The organism is Methyloversatilis sp. XJ19-13, from assembly GCF_024580155.1.
GTDB lineage: Bacteria > Pseudomonadota > Gammaproteobacteria > Burkholderiales > Rhodocyclaceae > Methyloversatilis.
Genome location: NZ_JANINH010000001.1, coordinates 482,184 through 505,255 on the forward strand (window position 1 = coordinate 482,184; position 23,072 = coordinate 505,255).

Below are 23,072 nucleotides of genomic sequence, written 5' to 3' on the forward strand. Positions count from 1 at the left end.
TTTCCTTGGTGGCGGCTCAGAGGTTGGCGCCCGGTTTCCACACGGTGCCGATCGACACTTTTTCCAGCTTGCGGGCGCGCCCGTACACCATGTTGACGATGGCGCGTGACACGACGACGGCGCTGAACATCGAAGTCAGGATGCCCAGGCAGTGCACGACGGCAAAGCCGCGCACCGGTCCGGACCCGAAAACGAGCAGCGCGATGCCGGCGATCAGCGTCGTGATGTTCGAATCGAGAATGGTTGCCCAGGCGCGCTCGTAGCCGGCGGCGATCGCCGCCTGCGGCGTGACGCCGTTTCGCAGCTCTTCGCGGATGCGCTCGTTGATCAGCACGTTGGCGTCGATCGCCATGCCCAGCGTCAGCGCGATGGCGGCGATACCCGGCAGCGTCAGCGTGGCCTGCAGCAGTGACAGCAGCGCAATCAGGAACAGCAGGTTGGCCGCCAGCGCCGTGGTCGAGATGAAGCCGAACACCGCGTAATAGAAGATCATGAAAACGGCGATCGCCACGAAGCCCCACAGCGTCGAATCGAAACCCTTTTCGATGTTCTCGGCGCCGAGCGAGGGGCCGATGACCCGTTCTTCGATGATTTCCATCGGTGCCGCCAGCGCGCCCGAGCGGATCAGGATGGCCAGCGTGTTCGTTTCCTGCGGCGAGAACTGGCCGGTGATCTGGAAGCGGTCGCCGAATTCGCCCTGGATGGTGGCGACCGAAATCGCCTCGCCGCGGCCCTTTTCGAACAGCAGGATGACCATCAGCTTCTTCAGGTTTTCGCGTGTGACCGTGCGCATGATGCGGCCGCCGGTCGCGTCGAGCTTCACCGCCACGGCCGGGCGGTTCGAATCGTCGAACGAGGCCTGTGCGGTTTCGAAGCGCTCGCCGGTCAGGATGACCTGCTTCTTCACCGGCACGTTCGAAACACCGCCGCTGCGCGAGTTCTCCGGATAGACCTCGAGCCCTTCCATATTGCCGCTGGTCATCGCTTCCTGATCGACCAGGCGAACCTCCAGCGTGGCGGTGCGGCCGATCAGGTCTTTCGCCTTGGCCACGTCCTGCACGCCGGGCAACTGCACGACGATGCGGTCGGCACCCTGCTGCTGGATGATGGGTTCAGCTACCCCCAGTTCGTTTACGCGCTTCTGCAGGGTCAGGATGTTCTGCTTGATGGCCGATTCGCGCAGATCTGTCTCGGCCAGTTCGCTCATGCGACCTGTGTACAGGTAGTCGGCACCAGATTGCCCCTGCGTCCATACCATTTCGGGCAGCGCCTTCTCGGCTGCGCTGCGCGCGGCATCGCGACCGGCCGCGTCACGGAAACGCAGAACGATGGTGTTGCCTTCGCGCGAAATGCCGCCGTGGCGGATGTTCTGTTCCCGCAGCTGGGTGCGCAGGTCGGATGACATCGAATCGAGCCGCTTGACGGTTGCGCCCTGCATGTCGACCTGCAGCAGGAAGTGCACGCCACCGCGCAGGTCGAGGCCGAGATACATCGGCAGTGCGCCGAACGAACGCAACCAGTCCGGTGACTTCGACAGCAGGTTCAGCGCCACCACGTACTTGCCATCAACCGGATCCGGGTTGAGTGCCTTTTCGAGCACGTCCCGCGTCTTGAGCTGTGTATCGGTATCGGCGAGGCGCACGCGCACGCCGGTGGTGTCGAGCGTCAGGCCCGTGTGTGCGATGGCGGCGTCCTTCAGCGTCGATTCGACCTGCGTCATCAGGGCAGGGTCGATCTGCACGCCGCTGCGCGCGGTCGATACCTGCACGGCCGGCGCCTCGCCGAAGAAGTTCGGCAGGGTGTAGATCAGGCCAAGTATCAGCGCCACGATCACCAGCGCGTTTTTCCAGATCGGATAGCGGTTCATTGCGGAGTCTGAATGAGTATTGGAAGGCCGGCGGTACTGCCGCCGGCCGCAGCCGGACGGATCAGCGCGGAATCAGAGTGCCTTCAGCGTGCCCTTGGGCAGCACCGTGGCGATCGCCTGCCGCTGCACCGCGACTTCGACGTTCGGCGCCAGTTCGACGCTGATGAAGTTGTCGCCGACCTTGGTGATCCGGCCGGCCATGCCACCCTGGGTCACCACTTCGTCGCCCTTGGTCAGCGCTTCGATCAGCGCCTTGTGTTCCTTCGCGCGCTTCATCTGCGGGCGGATCATCAGGAACCACAGGACGACGAACATCAGCAGGATGGGCAGCAGTCCCATCAGGCCGCCGGTGGGGTCGGCGGCACCTGCAGCCTGAGCGTAAGCGGGGGAAATGAACACGTTGAACTCCGTTTGCGCGATTGGTAAAGCGCGCGAGTATATCAGCCGGACCCGGACCGTCCCGGGCCGACAGATTTGCTCACACTCCGCGCTGCCGGTCGGCGAGGAAGGCGGCGGACCACGGCGCGTAACGGCCGGTTTCGATCGCTTCGCGCGCCTCGCGCGTGAACTGCTGGTAGAAGTGCAGGTTGTGCAAGGTATTCAGCCTGGCGCCCAGCATTTCGTTGCAGCGGTGCAGGTGGTGCAGGTAGGCGCGCGTGTAGTGGGCGCAGGTGTGGCACTCGCAGGACGGGTCCACCGGCCCGGTGTCGTCCTTGTAGCGCGCGTTCTTCAGCTTGATGTCGCCGTAGCGGGTGAACAGCCAGCCATTGCGCGCATTGCGGGTGGGCATGACGCAGTCGAACATGTCGATGCCGTGCGCGATCGCATTGATCAGATCTTCCGGCGTGCCCACGCCCATCAGATAGTGCGGCGCATGCTCGGGCAGTTTCGGCGCGGTGTGCGCGAGGATGCGCTGCATGTCGTCCTTGGGCTCGCCGACCGACAGCCCGCCGATGGCGTAGCCGTCGAAGCCGATGCTCTCGAGCGCGGCCAGCGACTCGTCGCGCAGTGTTTCATGCATGCCGCCCTGGACGATGCCGAACAGTGCGTTGTCGTTGCCCAGCGCGTCGTGCGCGTCGCGCGATCGCTGCGCCCAGCGCAGGCTGAGCCGCATCGACGTCGCCGCCTGCTCAAGATCGGCCGGGTAGGGCGTGCATTCGTCGAAAATCATCACCACGTCGGAATTCAGGTCGTGCTGGATGCGCATCGACTCCTCCGGCGTCAGCAGCAGCTTGTCGCCGTTGATCGGGCTGGCGAAGCGCACCCCGTCTTCGCTGATCTTGCGCAGTGCGTCGAGCGAAAACACCTGGAAGCCCCCGGAGTCGGTCAGTATCGGCCGGTCCCAGCCCATGAAACGGTGCAGCCCGCCGTGTTTGCGGATCACCTCGGTACCCGGGCGCAGCCACAGGTGGAAGGTGTTGCCGAGCACGATTTTCGCGCCCATGTCCTTCAGTTCCGCCGGGTCCATGCCCTTGACCGTGCCGTAGGTGCCAACCGGCATGAACACGGGTGTGTCGACCGTGCCGTGGGCGAGGGTCAGGCGGCCGCGCCGGGCGAGGCCGTCGCGCGCGAGCAGATCAAACTTCATCGTTGTCCTTCAAGCGCGCCGGAATGAACATTGCGTCACCGTAGCTGAAGAAGCGGTAGCGCTGCGCCACCGCGTGCGCATACGCGGCGCGGACACGCTGCCGCCCGGCCAGCGCCGATACCAGCATCAGCAAGGTCGACTTCGGCAGGTGAAAATTGGTCAGCAGTCCATCGATCACGCGGAAGTCGTAGCCTGGCGTGATGAAAAGGCGGGTGTCGCCCCGGCAGGCGGCGAGCGGGCCGGGCGCGCAGGTGGCCGCCGCCGATTCGAGGCAGCGCAGGCTGGTGGTGCCGACCGCGATCACGCGTCCGCCGGCCGATTTCGTGTCGGCGATGGCCTGTGCAGTGTCGGCCGACAGCTGGAACTGTTCGCTGTGCATGCGGTGTTCCGCCAGATTGTCGGTGCGCACCGGCTGGAAGGTGCCGGCGCCGACGTGCAGCGTGACATGGGCACGCCGCACGCCGCGTGCGGCGACCGCACCGAGCAGTTCATCGTCGAAATGCAGGCCGGCAGTGGGTGCGGCGACTGATCCGGTTTCCCGTGCATAGACTGTCTGATAGCGCTGTTCGTCCGCATCGGCGGCCGCGCGCTCAATGTAGGGTGGCAGCGGCAGGCGCCCGTGGCGTTCCAGCAGTGCGGTCAGCGGTGTCTCTCCCAGGCTGCGCAGGCGGAAGAATTCGCCGTCACGTCCGAGCACCTCGAAATCGAAGGCGTCTTCCATGCGCAGGCGGCTGCCGGCGCGCGGTGTCTTGCTGGCGCGGACCTGCGCCAGCGCCTCGTGCTCGCCGGTCAGCCGTTCGATCAGCACTTCGATGCGGCCGCCGCTGCCCTTCGTTCCGTACAGCCGGGCATGCATCACGCGGGTGTCGTTGAACACCAGCAGGTCACCCGGCTCCAGCCACTGGGGCAGCGCGCGGATGCGGCTGTCGGTCAGCGACGCAGGCCCGACGACCAGCAGGCGACCGGCGCTGCGCTCGGGCAGCGGAGCCTGGGCGATCAGATCGTCGGGCAGGTCGTAATCGAAGTCGGACAGGGTCAGCACGGAACGCGGCACAAGGTCGGCCTGAAAGGCAAAGCCTGCGATTGTAGCGTCCGTCAGGCTTGCGCAGCGACCGGCCCGACACGCATAATCCGCCGCTCTTCCCTGCCGGGATGGCGGAATCGGTAGACGCAGCGGATTCAAAATCCGCCGCCGCAAGGTGTGGGGGTTCGAGTCCCCCTCCCGGCACCAACAAGCGCCAAGCTATAATCGCGCGATTTTTCGGGCGCTTTTCAATCCGTGCAGGTCTTTCGCGCAATCCCTTCTGCGGCCGATGCGCCGGTCGTCCTGACCATCGGTAACTTCGACGGCGTGCATCGGGGCCATCAGGCCCTGCTCGCACAACTCGTCACGCGTGCGCGCGAAGATCGCCTGCCGGCAGCGGTGATGACCTTCGAGCCGCATCCGCGCGAGTTCTTCACGCACGAGCGACGGCCAACCCGGCTGACCAGTCTGCGCGAGAAGCTCGAGCTGTTTGCCGAAGCGGGAGTGGACAGGCTGTACGTGTGTCGCTTCAATGCGCGGTTTGCGGCACTGAGCGCGCAGGCTTTCATCGACGACCTGCTGGTGCGCGGTCTTGGCGTGCGTCACCTGATCATCGGCGACGATTTCCGTTTCGGGCGGGGTCGGGAAGGTGACTTCGAGCGTTTGCGTTCGGCCGGCGAGCAGCACGGTTTTTCACTTGCAACTATGGCCACGATAGCGGTCGATGGCGAGCGGGCGTCCAGTTCCGCCGTGCGCGTGGCGCTGGAACAAGGTGATCTGGCGCGTGCCGAAGCACTGCTCGGACGCCCTTACGAAATCAGTGGGCGCGTCGAGCACGGGCAGAAGATCGGCCGCCAACTCGGTTTTCCGACCGCGAACGTGCAGATCAGGCAGCGTTCGCTGCCGCTTTCCGGGATATTCGCGGTCACCGTGACCGGCGGCGGTCTGCTGGGCGCGCAGGGTGCGGCCAGCGTGGGCGTGCGGCCGACCATCGCCGACGGTTTGCGGCCGACCTGCGAGGTCCACCTGCTGGACCGCACGGTCGACCTGTACGACCGTCGCGTGTCGGTGCGATTCCGGCACAAGATGCGCGACGAGATGCGCTATGAAGGACTGGATGCACTGCGCGAAGCAATCGCGAAGGACGTGGCCGATATCCGCCACTGGTTTGCTGTACATACTCTCTGAAGGCTGAACATGGCTGATTACCGCTCGACGCTTAACCTCCCCGACACGCCGTTTCCGATGCGCGGCGACCTGCCGAAACGCGAGCCTGGCTGGGTGAAGCAGTGGCAGGACAGCAAGCTGTATCAGCGCATCCGCAAGCAGTCGGCCGGCCGGCCGCAGTTCGTGCTGCACGACGGCCCGCCGTACGCCAATGGCGACATCCACCTCGGCCATGCGGTCAACAAGATCCTGAAGGACATCATCGTCCGCTCGATGACGTTGCACGGCTTTGACGCGTCCTACATCCCCGGCTGGGACTGCCATGGCCTGCCGATCGAACACCAGATCGAAAAGAAGCATGGCAAGTCGTTGCCGCCGGCCGAGGTGCGCAAGCTCGCGCGCGCCTACGCCGCCGAGCAGGTCGAACTGCAGAAGAAGGGCTTCATCCGGCTGGGCGTGCTCGCCGACTGGGACCGGCCCTACCGCACGATGGACTTCCAGAACGAGGCGGGCGAAATCCGCGCGCTGAAGGAAATGGTCAAGAAGGGCTGGGTGTACCGTGGCCTGAAGCCGGTGAACTGGTGTTTCGACTGCGGCTCGGCGCTGGCCGAAGCCGAAGTCGAATACCAGGACAAGGGCAGCCCGGCGGTCGATGTGGGGTTCCAGATCGCTGACGCCTGCCGTCAGATGCTGGCGGATGCCTTCGGACTCGATACCCTGCCGGCGGGCAAGGTGCAAGCCGTGATCTGGACCACCACACCGTGGACGATTCCGGCCAACCAGGCGCTGAACGTCAATGGCGAGCACACCTACGCAATGGTGCGGACGCCGAACGGCCACGTGATCGTCGCCCGCGACCTGGTCGACAGCTGTCTGGCGCGCTTCAAGCTCGAAGGCGAGGTGGTCGCCACCGCGCCGGGCACTGCACTGGCGGATCTGCTGTTCCAGCACCCGTTCTACGTGCGCGACGTGCCGGTGCTGACTGCCAGCTACGTCGGGCTCGACGCGGGTACCGGCATCGTGCATTGCGCGCCGGCCTATGGTGTCGAAGACTTCCAGACCTGGACGGCGCACGGTCTGGCGACCGACGAGGTGTTCGGCCCGGTGCAGGCCAACGGCGTCTACATCGATGCCCTGCCGCTGTTCGGTGGCATGCACATCTGGAAAGCCAATCCGGTCATCGTCGACACGATCGCCAAGGCGGGTGCGCTGCTGTCGCATGAACAGATCACGCACAGCTACATGCACTGCTGGCGCCACAAGACGCCCGTCATCTACCGCGCCACGGCGCAGTTCTTCGTCGGCATGGACATCCGCCAGCCGGAGTCCTACACGCTGCGTGAGTGCGCGGCGGCGGCGGTCGAAGCCACCGCTTTCTACCCCGACTGGGGCAAGGAACGTCTGGCGGCGATGATCGCCAAGCGCCCGGACTGGTGCATTTCGCGCCAGCGCAACTGGGGGGTGCCGATTCCGTTCTTCCTGCACAAGGAAACCGGCCAACTGCATCCCGACACGCCGGACCTGATGGAGCAGGTCGCGCTGCGCGTCGAGCGTGAAGGGGTGGACGCCTGGTTCAACCTCGATCCGGCCGAACTGCTGGGCGACGATGCTGTGCATTACGACAAGCTGACCGACACGCTCGACGTGTGGTTCGATTCCGGCACCACGCACTGGCACGTGCTCCGTGGCTCGCACCAGGACGGCCGGCGCGGCGATGGCGGCCCGGTCGCCGACCTCTATCTCGAAGGTTCCGACCAGCACCGCGGCTGGTTCCAGTCGTCGCTGCTCACCGGATGTGCGCTGGATGGCCACGCGCCGTATCGTGCGCTGCTGACGCATGGCTTCACGGTCGATGCCAGCGGCCACAAGATGAGCAAGTCGGCCGGCAACGGCATCGAGCCGCAGGAAGTCGGCGACAAGCTGGGCGTGGAAATCCTGCGGCTGTGGCTCGCATCGGCCGATTATTCGGGCGAGTTGTCGATCTCGAAGGAAATCCTCGACCGCGTGGTGGAAACCTATCGCCGGTTGCGCAATACCGTCCGTTTCCTGCTGGCCAACATCGCCGACTACGATCCGGTTGCGCACAAGCTGCCGGTGACCAAATGGCTGACCATCGATCGCTACGCACTTGCGCTGACGCGCGACCTGCAGGAGAGGGTCGGCAACGACTACCTCACGTTCGAGTTCCACAAGATCGTGCAGGCGCTGCAGCACTTCGCGTCGGAAGATCTGGGCGGCTTCTACCTCGACATCCTGAAGGACCGGCTCTACACGACGGCGCCCGGCTCGCATGCCCGCCGCTCGGCCCAGGGCGCGCTGTGGCACATCACGCAGACCCTGGTGCGCCTGATGGCGCCCATCATGCCTTTCACCGCGGAAGAGATCTGGACCGTGCTGGCCGAAGCGGGCAAGAACGGCCCGTATGCCGCGAATCTCGACAGCGTCATGCTCTCCACCTGGAATGCGCTGCCGATGCAGGCCGACGAAGCCGCGCTGATGGAAAGTTGGGGGCGCATCCGCACGTTGCGCGCCGAATCGGCGCGCGTACTCGAAACGCTGCGTGCCGAAGGCGGCATCGGTTCGTCGCTGCAGGCCGAAGTCGAAGTGCACGCGGCCGGTACGACCTACGATGATCTCGCGGCACTGGGCGACGATCTGCGCTTTGTGCTCATTACCTCGGGAGCGGCGCTGATCAAGGTCGAGTCGGACGCGGAGCAGGGCGTCAGCGCGGTGGCGAGCGCGCAGGTCAAGTGCGCGCGCTGCTGGCACTATCGCGTCGATGTCGGCAGCAACCCCGGGCACCCCGAACTGTGCAGCCGTTGTGACAGCAATCTGCACGGCGAGGGTGAAACGCGCAGCCACGCCTGACCGCCATGACTGCGCGCTTCGCCGGCTGGCTGTCCGTCGCCCTGTTGGTCGTGGGGGCTGACCAGTTGACCAAGTACCTGATCACCGGATGGTTGTCCTACGGCCAGAGTTGGTCGGTGACGTCCTACTTCGATCTGGTGCTGGTCTACAACCCGGGCGCCGCATTCAGCTTTCTGGCAGACCATTCGGGCTGGCAGCGCTGGTTCTTCATCATATTGACGTCGGCGGTGTCCACCTGGCTCATCGTCCTGATGCGCCGCCATGTCGCCGAAATCGTTCTGCCGCTCGGGCTCGCGTTGATCCTCGGCGGCGCCATCGGCAACCTGATCGACCGCGTGGTGCTGGGAGCGGTCGTCGATTTTCTGTATTTTCATGCCGGGAGCCACGGCTTTCCGGCGTTCAACGTGGCCGATTCGGCCATCACTGCGGGTGTCGTGCTGATGCTGATCGATCAGTTCTGGCTGGTGTCGCGTGCCGCCCGTGCGGAGAAGCAAGCATGAATGACAAGATCAAGCCGGACAGCCTGGTGACCCTGCATTACCGCATGGCCGTGCCGGAAACCGAAAGGGCCGTGGTTCGGGTCAGCACCTTCGATTCGCGGCCTGCGACGCTGCAGCTGGGGCGGGGCGAGCTGGCGCCCGCGCTCGAAATCTGTCTCGTCGGCCTGGCTGTCGGTGATCATGAAGTGTTCGAGCTCGAAGCCGGCGAAGTGTTTGGTGACCACCGGGAAGATCTGGTCGAGCGCTTTGCCCGCGTCGACCTGCCTGACGATGTCGAACTGGCGGTGAATTCCATCGTCGAATTCCTGGGTGAAGACGGCAACAAGTTTCCCGGCCTGGTGAAGGAAGTGGATGACAAGTCGGCGCTGATCGATTTCAATCATCCGCTGGCAGGACGGGCCGTAAGCTTCGAGGTGCAGATCATCGGCATCCTCTGACGGAGGAAACATGGAAATACTGCTGGCCAATCCGCGTGGCTTCTGTGCCGGCGTCGAGCGGGCGATCGCCATCGTCGAGCGGGCACTTGAGCAGTACGGTGCGCCGATCTATGTGCGGCACGAGGTGGTGCACAACAAGTTCGTCGTCGACAGCCTGCGCGCCAAGGGTGCGATCTTCATCGACGACCTCGAACTGGTGCCCGAGGGTGCCACGCTGATCTTCAGCGCGCACGGTGTTCCGCAGGCTGTGCGCCACGACGCGTCGTCGCGCGGCCTGCGCGTGTTCGACGCAACTTGCCCGCTGGTGACCAAGGTGCACGTCGAAGTGGCCAAGATGCGCGATGCCGGCCGCGAAATCGTCATGATCGGGCACAAGGGACATCCGGAAGTCGAAGGAACGATGGGGCAGACAGACGGTGGCATGTATCTGGTCGAAACCGTTGCCGACGTTGCCTTGCTGAACGTCAGGGACGCCGGCAAGCTCGCCTACGTCACGCAGACCACATTGTCAGTGGACGACGCAGAAGTCATCGTCGAGGCGTTGCGGGTCCGCTTCCCCGGTATCGTCGGTCCGAAGCGCGACGACATCTGTTACGCGACGCAGAACCGGCAGGACGCAGTGAAGTTCATGGCGCCGCGCAGCGATCTGGTGCTGGTGGTGGGCTCCCCGAACAGCTCAAATTCGAACCGCTTGCGCGAGGTGGCGCAACAGTTCGGCGTGCCGGCCTATCTGATCGACAACGCGACGCAGATCGATCCGGCCTGGCTGTCCGGTCGCAAACGCGTTGGCGTGACCGCGGGGGCGTCGGCACCGGAAGTGCTGGTCGATGAAGTGGTGGCACGGCTACGCGAACTCGGCGCCGGCGCGGTACGCATGCTTGAAGGCGCGCCGGAAAACGTCAACTTCCCGCTTCCAAAGGAACTGGTGCAGGGGTGACAGCCCCGTTGATTGGCGCGGACGGGCCCGCTTACATATACTGGGAATCATGAAAACCACGTTGAACCGCGAACAAACCATAGATCTGCTGCGCAAGCACGGCGTCAATCTGACGCAGCCCCGTGTGGATATCGCCTGCGTACTGTTCTCACGCATGGAGCATCTGTCGGCTGACCAGATTCTGGGCATGGTGAATGAAACTTCACCGTCGGCCTCCAAGGCCACGGTCTACAACACACTCAAGCTGCTGCGTGATTCCGGACTGATCCGCGAGGTCATCGTAGACCCGACCAAGGTGTTCTTCGATCCGAACACCGAGCCGCATCATCACCTGTATGACGTCGTGACCGGCTGCCTGACCGACATTCCGCAGCACGTGCTGCGCGTCGATGGCATGCCGTCGCTGCCGCCGGGCATGGTCGCCGATGGGATGGACATCGTCGTCCGCATGCGTCCGTCAGCTGCTGCGGTGTGACCGCACCATTGATCCGTGCATTCTTCCGCGTTGCGTGCAGGTTCTCATTGATTTGAGCCGTGCCAACGGCTAACATGCGCGCTCTTTTTCGCCGCTGTAGCTCAGTTGGTAGAGCAGCGCATTCGTAATGCGAAGGTCGCCAGTTCGATTCCGGCCAGCGGCACCAGTAGAATCAAGCAGACAGGCCAGTTCCGCGGAACTGGCCTTTTTGTTTTGGGTTGCGGGAGCGCGCGTCAGACGCGTCGGCCCGCAGCATCGCGTGCTCCGCTTCCATCGAACCCAAAAAAGAGGTGGTCGCGGCTTTTGGCCACGACCACCTCTTTTTTGACGTGCATGGGGTGCGACCGGGAAGTCGCTGAATGCCACTCCGGCGTCAGGCGCTGACGCTGAACTCTTCGCGGATCGGGGTGGCGCCGGAGATGGGCTGGTTGTTGCTGCGTACGGATGCCGTCACGTAGTGCATCGGCGCGATTTCATGGCGGAACAGATAGGACAGCACGCGACCGGAATTCCAGTTGTCGGGCAGCGCGATCAGTACGGAATGCGCGGCATCGACATCAAGCGCGTTGTGCACCAGCCAGGCGCCGATCTGTTCGCGCAGCAGGAAGCGGGTTTTCAGCGGGCTGGCCGCCAGCGTCATGCCCGGTGTCTCGGCCAGTCGGATGGCGAGTGAGCGTGCGAGCGGAATCCAGTCGGCTTCGACGCGTTGCCCGTGACAGGCTGCCAGCGCTGCATGTTCGCGCTTGAGCACTTCGCACAGCAGGGCAGCAAGCTCGCCGGCTGTCCAGTTGCGCAGACCCGCTGCCGCCACGGGCTGACCGTTGGCTCCGATTTCGGCGTGGCGCGATGCATTGGCCGAAAATCTCGGCCATGCCGCATGTTCCCGCGCGGAGCGTGGGGCCGGCTCGTTACCCTGTTGGCGCGATTCCGACGCCGCTTCGTTCAAAATTGCACCCATGGCATACCTTTTGAGTTGTTGGTTCGATGGTAATGCTGCGATGTGTCATTCTTCAGAACTTAGGTCACCCGGACTAAGGGTTAACCCGGCCTGCAGATAAAGCGCCAAATACCCTATCTGCTCCCTTTGTCCGTACGCAGGATCTTCGACGTAGCCGCATGCAGACTGACTTTGCCGCAATGTGAGATCGTTGCGAACCCTTGTTCAAGGCAGCGTTCGAATGGCTGCCCCTGCTGTTATCGACACGGAAGTTAACAAATGAAGAACTCTTTTTCGCGCGCCATTCATCTGCGTGACTACAGTGCGCCCGCCTGGTGGGTTGATACCATCGACCTTGATGTGTCAATCGCCGACAACGGCGACACGACGGTTGGTGCTTTCATGCTTGTGCGGCGCAACGAAAATGCACCCCGGACCGATCTGGAACTCGAGGGCGAGGCGCTCGATTTGATCGAAGTCCGCGTCGACGACGTCACGCTGGACGACCCGGTCAGTCTGCTGAAGGACGGCCGGCTCGTGCTGACCGGACTGCCGGACAGTTGCCGGCTGACCACGCAGGTGCGCATCCGGCCCGACGTCAACACGACGCTGTCCGGCCTGTTCCGCTCGAAGGACGGTTATTTCACTCAGTGCGAGGCCGAAGGCTTTCGCCGCATCACGTATTTCCCGGATCGGCCCGACGTGATGTCGCGCTACACGGTCACCCTGCATGCCAGCCGCGAACGTTTCCCCGATCTGCTGGCGAACGGCAATCTGGAAGCCAGCGGCGACGAGGCCGGAGGCCGTCACTGGGCGCGCTGGGTCGATCCGTTTCCCAAGCCGTGCTACCTGTTCGCGATGGTCGCTGCGAAACTCGACCGGCTGGACGACCGCTACACGACTGCCTCCGGGCGCGAGGTCGATCTGGCGATCTATGTCGAACCGGGCAAGCTCGACCAGTGCGATTTCGCGATGCATGCGCTGAAGAAGTCAATGCGCTGGGACGAGGAGCGTTTCGGCCTCGAACTGGATCTCGACCGCTACATGATCGTCGCCGTCGGCGACTTCAACATGGGCGCGATGGAAAACAAGGGCTTGAACATCTTCAACACGAAGTACGTGCTGGCGCGCCCCGACATCGCCACCGATCTCGACTACATGAACATCGACCGCGTGGTCGCGCACGAGTACTTCCACAACTGGACCGGCAACCGCGTCACCTGCCGCGACTGGTTCCAGCTGTCGCTGAAGGAAGGCCTGACCGTGTTCCGCGACCAGGAGTACGGCTCGGACATGTATTCGCGTGCCGTGCAGCGCATTCAGGAGGTCCGCGGACTGCGCGCAGCGCAGTTTCCGGAGGATGCCGGCCCGATGGCCCACCCGGTGCGTCCGGCCAGCTACGAGGAGATCAACAACTTCTACACCGCCACGGTCTACGAGAAGGGGGCCGAGGTGGTGCGCATGATCCACACGCTGCTCGGCGAAAACGGTTTCCAGCGCGGCATGAGGCTGTATTTCGAGCGCCATGACGGGCAGGCGGTCACCTGCGATGCCTTCGTATCGGCCATGCAGGACGCGAGCGGCGTCGATCTGTCCCGATTCCGTCGCTGGTACGAGCAGGCCGGCACGCCGACGCTGAAGGCCGACGCCGACTTCGATGTTGCATCCGGCCGCTATCGCCTCACTCTGGCACAGGACAACCCGCCCACAGCGTACGAGAAGCGTCTGGCGCAGGAAGGTATTTCACTCGAGCGTGGCCCGCTGCACATTCCGGTCGCCGTCGGCCTGCTGACGCCGGATGGTCGCGAAATCCTGCCGACCACGGTGCTGTCGCTGACCGAAACCGCGCAGACCTTCGACTTCGACCTCTCGGCGCATCGCCTGACTCAAGCGCCGCTGCCATCGCTGCTGCGCAATTTCTCGGCGCCGGTGACCTTGCTGTTCGACTGCCCGGACAGCGCGCTGGCAACGCTGATGGCGCACGACAGCGATGAGTTCAACCGCTGGGAAGCCGGCCAGCGGCTGGCCACGAGGCTCATGCTCGCCGGCGTGGCAACCGTGCAGTCAGGCGGCGTGGCGGAGGTACCAGCGGTGTTCGTCGACGCCTTCACCGAGACCCTTGGCAAGGCAGCGCAAGATCCGGCATTCGCCGCCGAGGCGCTGGCGCTGCCGTCGGAAATCTGGCTCGGCGACCAGATGACGGTGATCGATCCGGATGCCGCTCACCGGGTACGCCGGCTGTTCCGCCGCACGCTGGCGCAGGCCTTGCGCCCGCAGTTCGAGGCGCTGCTCGATTCCCTTGCCGTGATCGACCCCTATGTACCCGACGCCGCGGCGATGGGCCGGCGTGCGTTGCGCAATCTGGCGCTGGGCTATCTGATGGAACTGGACGACCCGGCACTGCAACTGCGCGCCCTCATGCAGTTCCGCGACGCCGACAACATGACCGACCAGTCGGCGGCGTTGACCCTGCTGGCGCACAGCGAAACGCCATTGCGCGAGGTCGCGCTCGCCGAGTTCTACGCGCGCTGGAAGCACGAAGCCCTGGTGGTGGACAAGTGGTTGACGGTGCAGGCGACCTCGCCGGCGGTCGGCACGACAGCGCGCGTGCGCGAATTGATGGCGCACGAAGCCTTCGATCTCAAGAATCCGAACAAGGTGTATGCGCTGGTGCGCACCTTCTGCGCCGCCAACCCGCTGCACTTCCACGCGGCGGATGGCTCGGGTTACACCTATGCGGCTGGCGTCATCCGCGAGCTCGATCCGGTGAATCCGCAGGTGGCCTCACGCGTGGCACGCGCCTTCGACCGCTGGCGCCGCTTCGACGACGGCCGTCAGGCACACGCCCGCACCGCGCTTGAAAGCATCGCTGCACAACCCGGGCTGTCGCCGGATGTTGCCGAGGTCGTCAGCCGGGCCCTGGCTTGAGGGCAGATTCAAGATGCAAGACGCAAGGAACGCGGCGCCCGTCTTTCCTTGCATCTTGAATCTTGAAACTTGCATCTGCCTCAGTCCGTTGCAATCATCGCCTCGAAGGCCAGCGCAGCCGGGCTGAGCGGACGGCGTGGCAGGCGCAGGCGATAGAGCTGGCGGCTCAACTGCACGCCGGGCAGCGTCAAGGTGGCGACCTTGCCGAGCGCAATCTGGTCGGCCGAACTGACACGCGGCACCATTGAAACGCCGCCGCCGGCGGCCACGGTCTGGATGACGGCTTCCGTGCTGCCGGCTTCGATCAGTCGGGCGGGGCGGATACCCAGCTTGTCCAGCCAGCGATTCACGACTTCGCGCGTACCCGAGCCGGGTTCGCGCACCACCCATGTGGCCTGCGACAGCGCCTCGACCGTGACTTCGCCGGTTTTCGCCAGCGGGCCGTCGGGCGGCGCGACGATCAGCAGCGCTTCCTCGCGCCAGGGGCGTGATTCGATGCGTTCGTCCTCGACCGGACCTTCCACCAGCGCGATATCCACCTCGCAGGCGAGCAGGCTTTCGGCAATGGTCTGCGTATTGGCGCTGGTCAGGCTCAGCGACACCCCCGGATGCGCCTGGGCGAAGTCGGCCACATAACCGGGCAACCAGTAGGCCGCCACGGTCATGCTGGCGCCGATGCGCAGGCGGCCGCGCTCCAGATCCGAATAAGCCTGGAGTGCTTCCAGCGCATCGCGCTCCATTGCGAAGATGCCCACCGCGTACTCGAACAGCACCTGACCCGCTTCGGTCAGCGACACGGCGCGCGCGCCGCGTTCGATCAGCACCACGTCGAGCTGGTCTTCCAGCTCGCGTAGCGCCTTGGATACCGCCGGCTGGCTGACACCAAGGTGTTCGGCTGCGCGCGAAAAGCTGGTGTGCTCGCCGACAGCGTGGAAGATGCGCAGAAGGTGCAGGTTCATTGCGGAAAAGTCGATGGACAGGCTCGCATTGTTTCACACGCTGCATGCGGAAAGGCCCGCATGACGCGGGCCTCGGCGGGTTGCTGCAGAGAGGCAGCGGTTCAGCCGGCCATCTGCACCGGAATGTGACCACGCTGGTTCACGATGCGGTTCTTGCCATCGACGTACACCAGCTTCGGTTCGAAGCGGGCCAGCTCGACTTCGGTGTATTGCGCGAAACAGGCAATGATCAGCAGGTCGCCGGCGGCCGCCTTGCGCGCCGCCGCACCATTGACCGAAATGATGCCGCTACCGCGTTCCGCGCTGATCGCATAGGTTGAAAAGCGCTCGCCGTTGGTCACGTTGTAGATGTCGATCGCCTGATATTCGCGGATGTCCGCCGCGTCCAGCAGGTTCTGGTCGATCGCACACGAACCTTCGTAATGCAGTTCGGAATGGGTGGTTGTGACACGGTGCAGCTTGGACTGAAGCATGGTGCGTTGCATGGGCGCTCCTTCGATATCGCGCTGTTTCGACCACTGCACGTGCCGCAGCACGCACAACAGAGCGCTGCTGGAACACCACCGGCCTTGAGCGCGTCGTGGCGACCTACACTTCCAGATTGTCGATGAGGCGCGTCGTCCCGAGCAGGGCGGCGGCCACAATCACCAGACTGGATTCGTGAGCGGATGGCGATTGTAGGTCGGCTTGTCGTCGCACTGCAACATATTGTGGAGACCAGCCACGGGCTTCAAGAAACGCCGTGGCCTCACGTTCGATCCGCGCGAATTCCCGGTCTCCGGTCCGCAGTGCATCACGCGCCGCCGACAGCGCCTGGTAAAGCTGCACCGATTGCGCGCGCTCGGCCGCGGACAGGTAGCCGTTGCGCGACGACAACGCGAGACCGTCGTCGGCGCGCAGTGTTTCGCCGCCGACAATGTCGATCGGCAACGCCATCTGGCGCACCAGTTGGCGGATCACCATCAGCTGCTGGTAGTCCTTCTTGCCGAATACCGCCACCTGCGGCTGCACGATGTTGAACAGCTTGGCGACGACGGTGGCGACGCCGGTGAAGAAGCCCGGCCGGAACGCGCCTTCGAGCAGATCGGCCAGCACCGGGTCGGGCACGACGCGCAGGGTCTGCGGCTGCGGATACAGCTCGCCTTCGGATGGCGCGAACACGTGCGACACGCCTGCTGCCTGCATGCGGGCACAGTCGGCATCCAGGGTACGCGGGTAGCGATCGAAATCCTCGTGCGGGGCAAACTGCAGGCGATTGACGAACACGCTGGCGACGACGACATCAGCCAGCGTGCCGGCCTGTCGCATCAGCGAGGCGTGACCTTCGTGCAGATTGCCCATCGTGGGCACAAGGGCGATGCGCGCGCCCTGTGCGCGCAGCGGGTCAAGCGCGGCGCGCAGGCCGTCGATCGTCGGATGTATCTGCATGGCGGATGCGGGGAGGCGGCGGCGAAAAGAGCGGCTGAAAGAGCGGAAAAGACGCGCCGAGGCGTCTCAGTAGGCGTGCTCGGGGCCGGGGAAGCTGCGCTCCTTGACCGCGGCGATGTAGCGGCCGAGCGCGTCCTGCACGTCGTCGGCGCCCGGCATGAAATTGCGCACGAAGCGCGGACGCCGGCCGGGGAACAGGCCGAGCACGTCATGCAGCACGAGCACCTGGCCGTGGCAGTCGAGCCCGGCGCCGATGCCGATCGTGATGAAGCGACGCGCCGCAGTCACTTCCGTCGCCAGCCGGGCCGGCACCATTTCCATCACCAGCATCGAGGCGCCGGCGTCGTCGAGCAATGCGGCGTCGGCCTTCAGTCGCTCGGCCGATTCGGTCGTCACACCCTGCGCGCGATAGCCGCCGAGCTGGTGCACCGATTGCGGCGTCAGACCCAGGTGTGCGCACACCGGTACGCCGCGCTCGACCAGGAAGCGCACGGTGTCGACCATGTGCGCGCCGCCTTCCAGCTTCACCATCTGGGCGCCGGCGGTCAGCAGCTTCACTGCGTTGCGCATCGCCTGTTCGCGGCTTTCCTGATAGCTGCCGAACGGCATGTCGCCGATCAGGAAGGCGCGCCCCTCGACGTTGCGCAACCCGCGTGCCACGCAGCCCGTGTGGTAGGCCATCTCGTCGATGGTGACTGGCAGCGTCGTGTCGTGGCCCTGCAGCACATTGCCGAGCGAGTCGCCGACCAGCAGCACGTCTGCACCGACGGCGTCGCACACCGCCGCGAAGGTCGAGTCGTAGCAGGTGAGCATGGCGATCGGTTCGCCGGCTGTGCGCATGCGGGTAAGCGTATTCAGCGTGACCGGGCGGCGGGCCGGGTCGGTATCGCGGACATAGGTCATGTGGCGTATCCGAAAAATTCGCGGAAGGAGCGCATCTGGGTCAGCCGCTCGACCAGCAGCGCAAAATCGTCGTCGCTGTCGACCGGGTTGAGCTCTTCCGCATTGACGATGAACAGCGGACTCGCATCGTACTGGTAGAAGAAGCGCGCGTAACGCTCCACCACGCGTGCCAGATAGCTTTCGCTGATGCGCCGCTCGGCATCGATGCCGCGCCGGCGTACCCGGTCGGCCAGTGTATCGGCGTCGGCCTGCAGGTAGATCACCAGATCCGGCGCCGGCGCCTGCAGCTTCAACGCAGTGAATATCTGCCGGTACAAAGCGTATTCGTCATCGGTCAGGTTCATCGACGCGAACAGCGGGTCCTTGTCGATCAGGAAGTCGGCTACCAGGCGGCCGGAGAACAGGTCATCCTGCGCGACCTCCCGCAGCTGCTCCATGCGCTGGAAAAGAAAGAACAGCTGGGTCTGCAGCGCGTAGCGCTCCATGTTCTGGTAGAAGCGGCCGAGGAAGGGATTTTCTTCCGGCTTTTCGAACAGCGTCGGCGCCTGCAGGTGTTCGGCGAGGCGCCGGGCGAGCGAGGTCTTGCCGACGCCGATGGGCCCTTCGACGACGATGTAGCGTGCTTTGTCCAGCATCGGTGCGGTATTCCGGTCGGAAGTTCGGGTCAGCGGAAGATGAAATACACCGCGCCCAGCATACACAGCGCAGCCCACAGGTAGTCAAGCTTGAACGGCTCGTGCATGTAGAAGATCGCGAACGGCACGAACACCGACAGCGTGATCACTTCCTGCATGATCTTCAGTTGCCCGAGCGTCAGCTGGGTATGGCCGATGCGGTTGGCCGGCACCTGCAGCAGGTACTCGAACAGCGCGATGCCCCATGAAAGCAGTGCCGCAATCCACCACGGCCGATGATTCAGGTCGCGCAGGTGGGCATACCAGGCAAAGGTCATGAACATGTTCGACAGCACGAGCAGACCGCCGGTCTGCAGCCAGACAGGCAGCTGCGGCATCGTCATTCAGGCGCGACCTGGGCGCTGCCGGTCGGTTTGCGACGGACGCGACGACGCTTCTTGACCGCTTCTTCCGGCCTCAGCATGGTTTCGCGCGTCGGGCCGTCGGCGTCGGCAAATTCGGTCCACCAGTCGGCCAGTTCCTGCGGCACCTCGCCGGAGCCAGCGCGCAACAGGAGGAAATCGTAGGCGGCGCGGTAGCGCGGCAGCTCGAGCAGGCGGAAGGGCCGCTTGCCGGCCCGCGCGTCGAAACGCGGCTGCAGCGCCCAGATGTCCTTGATGTCGGTGGCGATGCGCCGCGTGATGGCGAGCTTTTCCGCCTGCTGGTCGAGCACCACCGTCATCGCCTCGAACATGGCCGGAATCGACGATTCGCCCGCCGCCTTGCGCTTTTCCCAGTCAGCCAGCACCTCGTGCCACAGCAGGGTGGCGAACAGGAAGCCGGGCGAGATCGATTTGCCTTCGCGCACCCGCTCGTCGGTGCGCTCCAGCGCCAGCATGACGAAGCGCTCGCCCATCGGCTGTTCGAGGATGACGTCGAGCAGCGGCAGCAGGCCATGATGCAGGCCATCCTCGCGCAGCTGGCGCACACAGCGGACGGCGTGACCGCTGGTGAGCAGCTTGAGCATTTCATCGAACAGGCGCGCTGGCGGTACGTTCTCGAGCAGGCTGGCCATCGAGCGTATCGGTTCGCGCGCGTCCGGGTCGATCACCAGCCCGAGCTTGGCCGCGAGGCGCACCGCGCGCAGCATGCGGATCGGGTCTTCGCGGTAGCGGCGCGGTGCTTCGCCGATCATGCGCAGCGTCTTCTGCTTGAGGTCGGCCACGCCGTGGTGGAAGTCGATGACGGTTTCGGTTGCCGGGTCGTAATACAGCGCATTCACCGTGAAGTCGCGCCGCGCGGCGTCCTCTTCCATGGTGCCGAACACGTTGTCGTGCAGGATGCGGCCGTGCTCGTCGGTCACCGCTTCGGAATCGCCGCGGAAAGTGGTCACCTCGATCGTGTCGCGGCCGAACATGACATGCACGATCTTGAACCGGCGCCCGATCATGCGTGCCCGGCGGAACACCGCCGTCACCTGTTCCGGTGTCGCGCTGGTGGCGACGTCGAAGTCCTTCGGCACGATGCCGGCGATGAGGTCGCGTACCGCACCGCCCACCACATAGGCCTGATAGCCCTCGGCCTGCAGCCCTTCGCACACCCGGCGCGCGGCCGGCAGCAGCGCGTCGCGCGAAATTCCGTGCTGGGCAATCGGGATGCTGACCGGGCCGCTCGGCCGTGTCGCGTTGGGGCGGGCGTGGTCTTCGGGGCGACGGAATATCCGGCGCAGCAACTTTCGGATCATCAGTAGTGGGACTTTCTGGCGCGGCCCGGCGCCGGGCGCTTGGATAATCGACGCGCCATGTTAACGCAAGCCGGCACGCGTCAGTCCGTCGTGTTGCATGTCGATCGACAGGCGCGCTACCATCCGCGCCGATGAATGCCTTCCGCACCCATTTCCGCCTGACCCTGCTGATCGCGATCTTCGCGGTCTGCGCGCAGGCATTGCTGCCGTCGCTGATGCGCTGGCAGCAATCGGTCGACCCGACCGCGATGACGGAAATCTGCACCGTGTTCGGCGTTCAGGCGCTGTCCGAGGAGGGCACACCGCAACCGGTCAAGCCGGGCCACTGTCCTTGGTGCATGGCGCAAACCGCCTTTGCGCTGCCGGCGCCTGCCTTCGATGCAGTGTTTGCACGCCACGCCGAATCCGAGCAGCCACCGACGCGGCTCGCGCCCGAGTTTCGGACCTTCACGCCGCTTGCGGCGTCTCCGCGCGCGCCACCCCGGCACGCCTGATCCCCGCCTGATCTGCCGGTGACGCGCGGCCCTGCCGCCGTGCGCATCGCCATCCGACCTCGTCGCGCCCCAGTCGCGCGGCCGCTTCACGGAACATCCTTCATGCAATCGACCTTCGTGGGCGCTGCGCGCCTGTTCGCGTTGTCGCCCTTCGCCATTGCCGTCAGCAGCCTTGCGATGGCGTCCGACGCCACGGTTCAGCTGCCGGAGCAGCACATCGAGGCCCGGCGCATCCTGTCCACGACGCTGGCCGACCTCGAATCCGCCCGTGCCGCGATGGCGCTGACGCCGGGCGGCGCCTCGGTGATCGATGCCGAATCGTTCCGCGACGCGCGTGTGTCGACCCTGCAGGATGCGCTCGGCTACAGCGCGGGCGTTTTCGTGCAGCCGCGCTTCGGTTCGGAAGAATCGCGCCTGTCGATCCGCGGCTCCGGCCTGCAGCGGACTTTCCACCTGCGCGGCATCAAGCTGATGCAGGACGGCGTGCCGATCAACCAGGCCGATGGCGGCGGCGACTTCCAGGTGCTGGAGCCGCTCGCCACGCGCTACATCGAAGTGTGGCGCGGCGGCAATGCGCTGCAGTACGGCGCCAGCAGCCTGGGCGGCGCCATCAATTACGTGTCGCCCACCGGTCACGACGCACCCCGCCTGACCGTGCGCGCGGAAACCGGCGCCTTCGGCTATCTGCGCAGCCAGGTCGCCACGGGCTTCGTCGCTGGCGACATCGATGGCTATCTCAGCCTGTCCAGCTTCACGCAGGACGGCTTTCGCGATCATGCACGGCAGGACACCCAGCGCATCGTCGGCAATATCGGGCTGCGCATCGCGCCTTCGCTGGAAACCCGCTTCTTCATGCAGGCCGCGAAAAGCGACTCCGAACTGCCGGGCAATCTGACGCGCGCGCAGTTGCAGGCCAATCCGCGTCAGGCCGCATTGACCAACATCACCGGCGACCAGAAGCGCGACATCGACCTGTGGCGCGTGTCGAACCGCACCGTGTGGCTGGCCGGTGACGGCCTGCGAGTCGAACTGTCGGCCTATTACGTCGACAAGGACCTGTTCCACCCCATCTTCCAGGTGTTCGACCAGCGCAGCAAGGATTTCGGCGCCGAGCTGCGCATCGTGTCCGAAGCGACGCTGGCGGGTCTACCGCATCGTCTGGTTGCCGGTGTCGGCGCCGCGCGCGGCGACACCGACGATGATCGATATCTGAACGTCGCGGGCCGTCGCGGCGGGCGTATCAACAAGTTCGACACCACCGCGCGCAATCTCGAAAGCTACGTCGAAAGCCAGCTCACCTTCGCGCCGTCCTGGACTGCGGTGGTCGGCACGCAGTACACGCATGCGCGCCGCAAGAGCCGCGACCTGTGCTTCGCCGGCGGACCGCTGGCCTGCGCCGGCGGCGACGAAAGCTTCGCGCGCACCTTCGACGGCTGGAGCCCGAAGCTTGGCGTGCGCCACGACGTTTCGCCCTCGATGCAGGTGTTCGCCAACGTGTCGCGCAGCTTCGAACCGCCGTCATTCGGCGAGCTGACCGGTGGCGCAACGGTGATCGACTCGCTGCGTGCGCAGCGTGCGACCACCTGGGAAGCGGGCAGCCGCGGCGACTTTGCGTGGGGTCGTTACGACTTCGCGCTCTACCACGCCCGGGTGACCGACGAGTTGCTGGCCTACACGCTCAATCTGGGCGGCGCACCGGTCAGCACCACGCTGAACGTGCCGAAGACGATCCATCGCGGCATCGAATTCGCGGCCGACGGCCGCTTCGGCGCCGGATTCGAATGGCGCCAGGCGCTGCTGTACAACGACTTCCGCTTCGACAACGACCCGCTGTTCGGCGACAACCGGCTGCCCGGTGTGCCGCGCACGCTGTTCCGCGGCGAGCTGGGCTACCGCTTCCATGCCGCGCCCGGCGGTCCGCTGAAGATCGCCGCCAGCACCGAATGGTCGCCGCAGCGCTACGCGGTCGACATGGCCAATACCGAATTCGCCGACGACTACGCCCTCTTCGGCCTGCGCGTCCAGCAGCAGGTCGGCAAGCAGTTTTCGTGGTTCATCGAAGGGCGCAACCTGTCCGACCGCCGCTATGCCGCGAGCACCAATGTCGTGCGCGACTTCAGCGCGCTGGCAGCCGGGGCACGCAATGTCTATCTGCCGGGCGACGGCCGCGCCGTCTATGCCGGCATCGAATGGAAGATGTGA

Annotated in this window: 21 protein-coding genes and 2 tRNA genes; 11 read left to right on the top strand and 12 right to left on the bottom strand. The window is 65.1% G+C overall.

All coding sequences use genetic code 11. From position 1 onward, the window contains the following. Positions 1–16: 16 nt before the first annotated feature. The 4 genes from secD to queA form a co-directional block, all read right to left on the bottom strand. The gene (gene secD, locus NMQ14_RS02385) at positions 17–1,867 is read right to left on the bottom strand and encodes a protein translocase subunit SecD (RefSeq protein WP_257093137.1); all 1,851 of its coding nucleotides are present in this window, start codon (positions 1,865–1,867) and stop codon (positions 17–19) included. A 72-nt stretch (positions 1,868–1,939) separates the two neighbouring features. Beyond that, positions 1,940–2,266 carry a preprotein translocase subunit YajC gene (yajC, locus tag NMQ14_RS02390; RefSeq protein WP_257093139.1) on the bottom strand — a complete coding sequence of 109 codons (327 nt, stop codon included), beginning with the start codon at positions 2,264–2,266 and terminating at the stop codon, positions 1,940–1,942. Positions 2,267–2,345: 79 nt separating this feature from the next. Next, positions 2,346–3,455 (bottom strand): tRNA guanosine(34) transglycosylase Tgt, encoded by a 1,110-nt coding sequence (tgt, locus tag NMQ14_RS02395; protein WP_257093141.1) that lies wholly within the window; start codon positions 3,453–3,455, stop codon positions 2,346–2,348. Further along, positions 3,445–4,497: a tRNA preQ1(34) S-adenosylmethionine ribosyltransferase-isomerase QueA gene (queA, locus tag NMQ14_RS02400; RefSeq protein ID WP_257093230.1), complete on the bottom strand. Its 1,053-nt coding sequence runs from the start codon at positions 4,495–4,497 to the stop codon at positions 3,445–3,447. Before queA ends, tgt begins: the two co-directional genes overlap by 11 nt. Before the next feature lie 104 nt (positions 4,498–4,601). Here queA and NMQ14_RS02405 point away from each other — a divergent pair. From NMQ14_RS02405 to NMQ14_RS02440, 8 genes are all read left to right on the top strand, one after another. Then, positions 4,602–4,686: transfer RNA gene (locus tag NMQ14_RS02405), tRNA-Leu, on the top strand. A 48-nt stretch (positions 4,687–4,734) separates the two neighbouring features. Next, the gene (locus tag NMQ14_RS02410; RefSeq protein ID WP_257093143.1) at positions 4,735–5,667 is read left to right on the top strand and encodes a bifunctional riboflavin kinase/FAD synthetase; all 933 of its coding nucleotides are present in this window, start codon (positions 4,735–4,737) and stop codon (positions 5,665–5,667) included. Between the two features lie 9 nt (positions 5,668–5,676). After that, positions 5,677–8,514: an isoleucine--tRNA ligase gene (ileS, locus tag NMQ14_RS02415; protein WP_257093146.1), complete on the top strand. Its 2,838-nt coding sequence runs from the start codon at positions 5,677–5,679 to the stop codon at positions 8,512–8,514. Positions 8,515–8,519: 5 nt separating this feature from the next. Continuing rightward, positions 8,520–9,014, top strand: coding sequence for a signal peptidase II (gene lspA / locus NMQ14_RS02420; RefSeq protein ID WP_257093148.1), 495 nt, complete (start codon positions 8,520–8,522; stop codon positions 9,012–9,014). Then, complete coding sequence (locus NMQ14_RS02425) at positions 9,011–9,451, top strand: peptidylprolyl isomerase (protein WP_257079502.1); 441 nt, start codon at positions 9,011–9,013, stop codon at positions 9,449–9,451. The genes lspA and NMQ14_RS02425 overlap by 4 nt, the downstream gene beginning before the upstream one ends. Before the next feature lie 10 nt (positions 9,452–9,461). Then, complete coding sequence (ispH, locus tag NMQ14_RS02430) at positions 9,462–10,388, top strand: 4-hydroxy-3-methylbut-2-enyl diphosphate reductase (RefSeq protein WP_257093150.1); 927 nt, start codon at positions 9,462–9,464, stop codon at positions 10,386–10,388. Between the two features lie 49 nt (positions 10,389–10,437). Further along, on the top strand, positions 10,438–10,863 hold the full coding sequence (locus NMQ14_RS02435; protein WP_069038081.1) for a Fur family transcriptional regulator: 426 nt from the start codon (positions 10,438–10,440) through the stop codon (positions 10,861–10,863). A gap of 90 nt (positions 10,864–10,953) precedes the next feature. Continuing rightward, a tRNA-Thr gene (locus NMQ14_RS02440) sits at positions 10,954–11,029 on the top strand. 207 nt (positions 11,030–11,236) lie between these two features. Here the strand turns inward: NMQ14_RS02440 and NMQ14_RS02445 are convergent. After that, positions 11,237–11,821 carry a hypothetical protein gene (locus tag NMQ14_RS02445; RefSeq protein WP_257093152.1) on the bottom strand — a complete coding sequence of 195 codons (585 nt, stop codon included), beginning with the start codon at positions 11,819–11,821 and terminating at the stop codon, positions 11,237–11,239. 258 nt (positions 11,822–12,079) lie between these two features. Between NMQ14_RS02445 and pepN the strand changes: the two genes are divergently transcribed. Continuing rightward, entirely contained in the window at positions 12,080–14,728 is a 2,649-nt protein-coding gene (pepN, locus tag NMQ14_RS02450) for an aminopeptidase N (protein WP_257093154.1), read from the top strand. Positions 14,729–14,808: 80 nt separating this feature from the next. On the opposite strand, the gene NMQ14_RS02455 is transcribed toward pepN, so the two are convergent. The 7 genes from NMQ14_RS02455 to pcnB form a co-directional block, all read right to left on the bottom strand. After that, complete coding sequence (locus NMQ14_RS02455) at positions 14,809–15,687, bottom strand: LysR family transcriptional regulator (RefSeq protein WP_257093156.1); 879 nt, start codon at positions 15,685–15,687, stop codon at positions 14,809–14,811. 101 nt (positions 15,688–15,788) lie between these two features. Then, a complete protein-coding gene (panD, locus tag NMQ14_RS02460) occupies positions 15,789–16,172 on the bottom strand; it encodes an aspartate 1-decarboxylase (RefSeq protein ID WP_257079507.1) in 384 nt (127 codons plus the stop codon). 103 nt (positions 16,173–16,275) lie between these two features. After that, positions 16,276–17,115: a pantoate--beta-alanine ligase gene (gene panC / locus NMQ14_RS02465; protein ID WP_257093158.1), complete on the bottom strand. Its 840-nt coding sequence runs from the start codon at positions 17,113–17,115 to the stop codon at positions 16,276–16,278. A gap of 66 nt (positions 17,116–17,181) precedes the next feature. Then, a complete protein-coding gene (panB, locus tag NMQ14_RS02470) occupies positions 17,182–18,018 on the bottom strand; it encodes a 3-methyl-2-oxobutanoate hydroxymethyltransferase (RefSeq protein WP_257093159.1) in 837 nt (278 codons plus the stop codon). Next, positions 18,015–18,653, bottom strand: a complete 639-nt coding sequence (locus NMQ14_RS02475) for a deoxynucleoside kinase (RefSeq protein WP_257079510.1) — start codon at positions 18,651–18,653, stop codon at positions 18,015–18,017. Before NMQ14_RS02475 ends, panB begins: the two co-directional genes overlap by 4 nt. Positions 18,654–18,682: 29 nt before the next feature. After that, positions 18,683–19,036: a DMT family protein gene (locus tag NMQ14_RS02480; RefSeq protein WP_257093160.1), complete on the bottom strand. Its 354-nt coding sequence runs from the start codon at positions 19,034–19,036 to the stop codon at positions 18,683–18,685. Continuing rightward, on the bottom strand, positions 19,033–20,376 hold the full coding sequence (gene pcnB / locus NMQ14_RS02485) for a polynucleotide adenylyltransferase PcnB (protein WP_257093161.1): 1,344 nt from the start codon (positions 20,374–20,376) through the stop codon (positions 19,033–19,035). Before pcnB ends, NMQ14_RS02480 begins: the two co-directional genes overlap by 4 nt. Before the next feature lie 131 nt (positions 20,377–20,507). Between pcnB and NMQ14_RS02490 the strand changes: the two genes are divergently transcribed. Together NMQ14_RS02490 and NMQ14_RS02495 are read left to right on the top strand one after the other, a co-directional pair. Next, complete coding sequence (locus tag NMQ14_RS02490; RefSeq protein ID WP_257093162.1) at positions 20,508–20,870, top strand: DUF2946 family protein; 363 nt, start codon at positions 20,508–20,510, stop codon at positions 20,868–20,870. A 102-nt stretch (positions 20,871–20,972) separates the two neighbouring features. Next, positions 20,973–23,072, top strand: coding sequence for a TonB-dependent receptor (locus NMQ14_RS02495; RefSeq protein ID WP_257093163.1), 2,100 nt, complete (start codon positions 20,973–20,975; stop codon positions 23,070–23,072).

What these genes read in the sequence shown, in the direction of transcription:
- pepN (WP_257093154.1), top strand. Translation starts at nt 12,080, where the DNA reads ATGAAGAACTCTTTTTCGCGCGCCATTCATCTGCGTGACTACAGTGCG.
- NMQ14_RS02480 (WP_257093160.1), bottom strand. Translation starts at nt 19,036, where the DNA reads ATGACGATGCCGCAGCTGCCTGTCTGGCTGCAGACCGGCGGTCTGCTC.
- NMQ14_RS02495 (WP_257093163.1), top strand. Translation starts at nt 20,973, where the DNA reads ATGCAATCGACCTTCGTGGGCGCTGCGCGCCTGTTCGCGTTGTCGCCC.
- ispH (WP_257093150.1), top strand. Translation starts at nt 9,462, where the DNA reads ATGGAAATACTGCTGGCCAATCCGCGTGGCTTCTGTGCCGGCGTCGAG.
- NMQ14_RS02455 (WP_257093156.1), bottom strand. Translation starts at nt 15,687, where the DNA reads ATGAACCTGCACCTTCTGCGCATCTTCCACGCTGTCGGCGAGCACACC.
- NMQ14_RS02475 (WP_257079510.1), bottom strand. Translation starts at nt 18,653, where the DNA reads ATGCTGGACAAAGCACGCTACATCGTCGTCGAAGGGCCCATCGGCGTC.
- pcnB (WP_257093161.1), bottom strand. Translation starts at nt 20,376, where the DNA reads ATGATCCGAAAGTTGCTGCGCCGGATATTCCGTCGCCCCGAAGACCAC.
- panD (WP_257079507.1), bottom strand. Translation starts at nt 16,172, where the DNA reads ATGCAACGCACCATGCTTCAGTCCAAGCTGCACCGTGTCACAACCACC.
- ileS (WP_257093146.1), top strand. Translation starts at nt 5,677, where the DNA reads ATGGCTGATTACCGCTCGACGCTTAACCTCCCCGACACGCCGTTTCCG.
- panC (WP_257093158.1), bottom strand. Translation starts at nt 17,115, where the DNA reads ATGCAGATACATCCGACGATCGACGGCCTGCGCGCCGCGCTTGACCCG.
- NMQ14_RS02490 (WP_257093162.1), top strand. Translation starts at nt 20,508, where the DNA reads ATGAATGCCTTCCGCACCCATTTCCGCCTGACCCTGCTGATCGCGATC.
- lspA (WP_257093148.1), top strand. Translation starts at nt 8,520, where the DNA reads ATGACTGCGCGCTTCGCCGGCTGGCTGTCCGTCGCCCTGTTGGTCGTG.
- secD (WP_257093137.1), bottom strand. Translation starts at nt 1,867, where the DNA reads ATGAACCGCTATCCGATCTGGAAAAACGCGCTGGTGATCGTGGCGCTG.
- tgt (WP_257093141.1), bottom strand. Translation starts at nt 3,455, where the DNA reads ATGAAGTTTGATCTGCTCGCGCGCGACGGCCTCGCCCGGCGCGGCCGC.
- NMQ14_RS02425 (WP_257079502.1), top strand. Translation starts at nt 9,011, where the DNA reads ATGAATGACAAGATCAAGCCGGACAGCCTGGTGACCCTGCATTACCGC.
- panB (WP_257093159.1), bottom strand. Translation starts at nt 18,018, where the DNA reads ATGACCTATGTCCGCGATACCGACCCGGCCCGCCGCCCGGTCACGCTG.
- NMQ14_RS02435 (WP_069038081.1), top strand. Translation starts at nt 10,438, where the DNA reads ATGAAAACCACGTTGAACCGCGAACAAACCATAGATCTGCTGCGCAAG.
- NMQ14_RS02445 (WP_257093152.1), bottom strand. Translation starts at nt 11,821, where the DNA reads ATGGGTGCAATTTTGAACGAAGCGGCGTCGGAATCGCGCCAACAGGGT.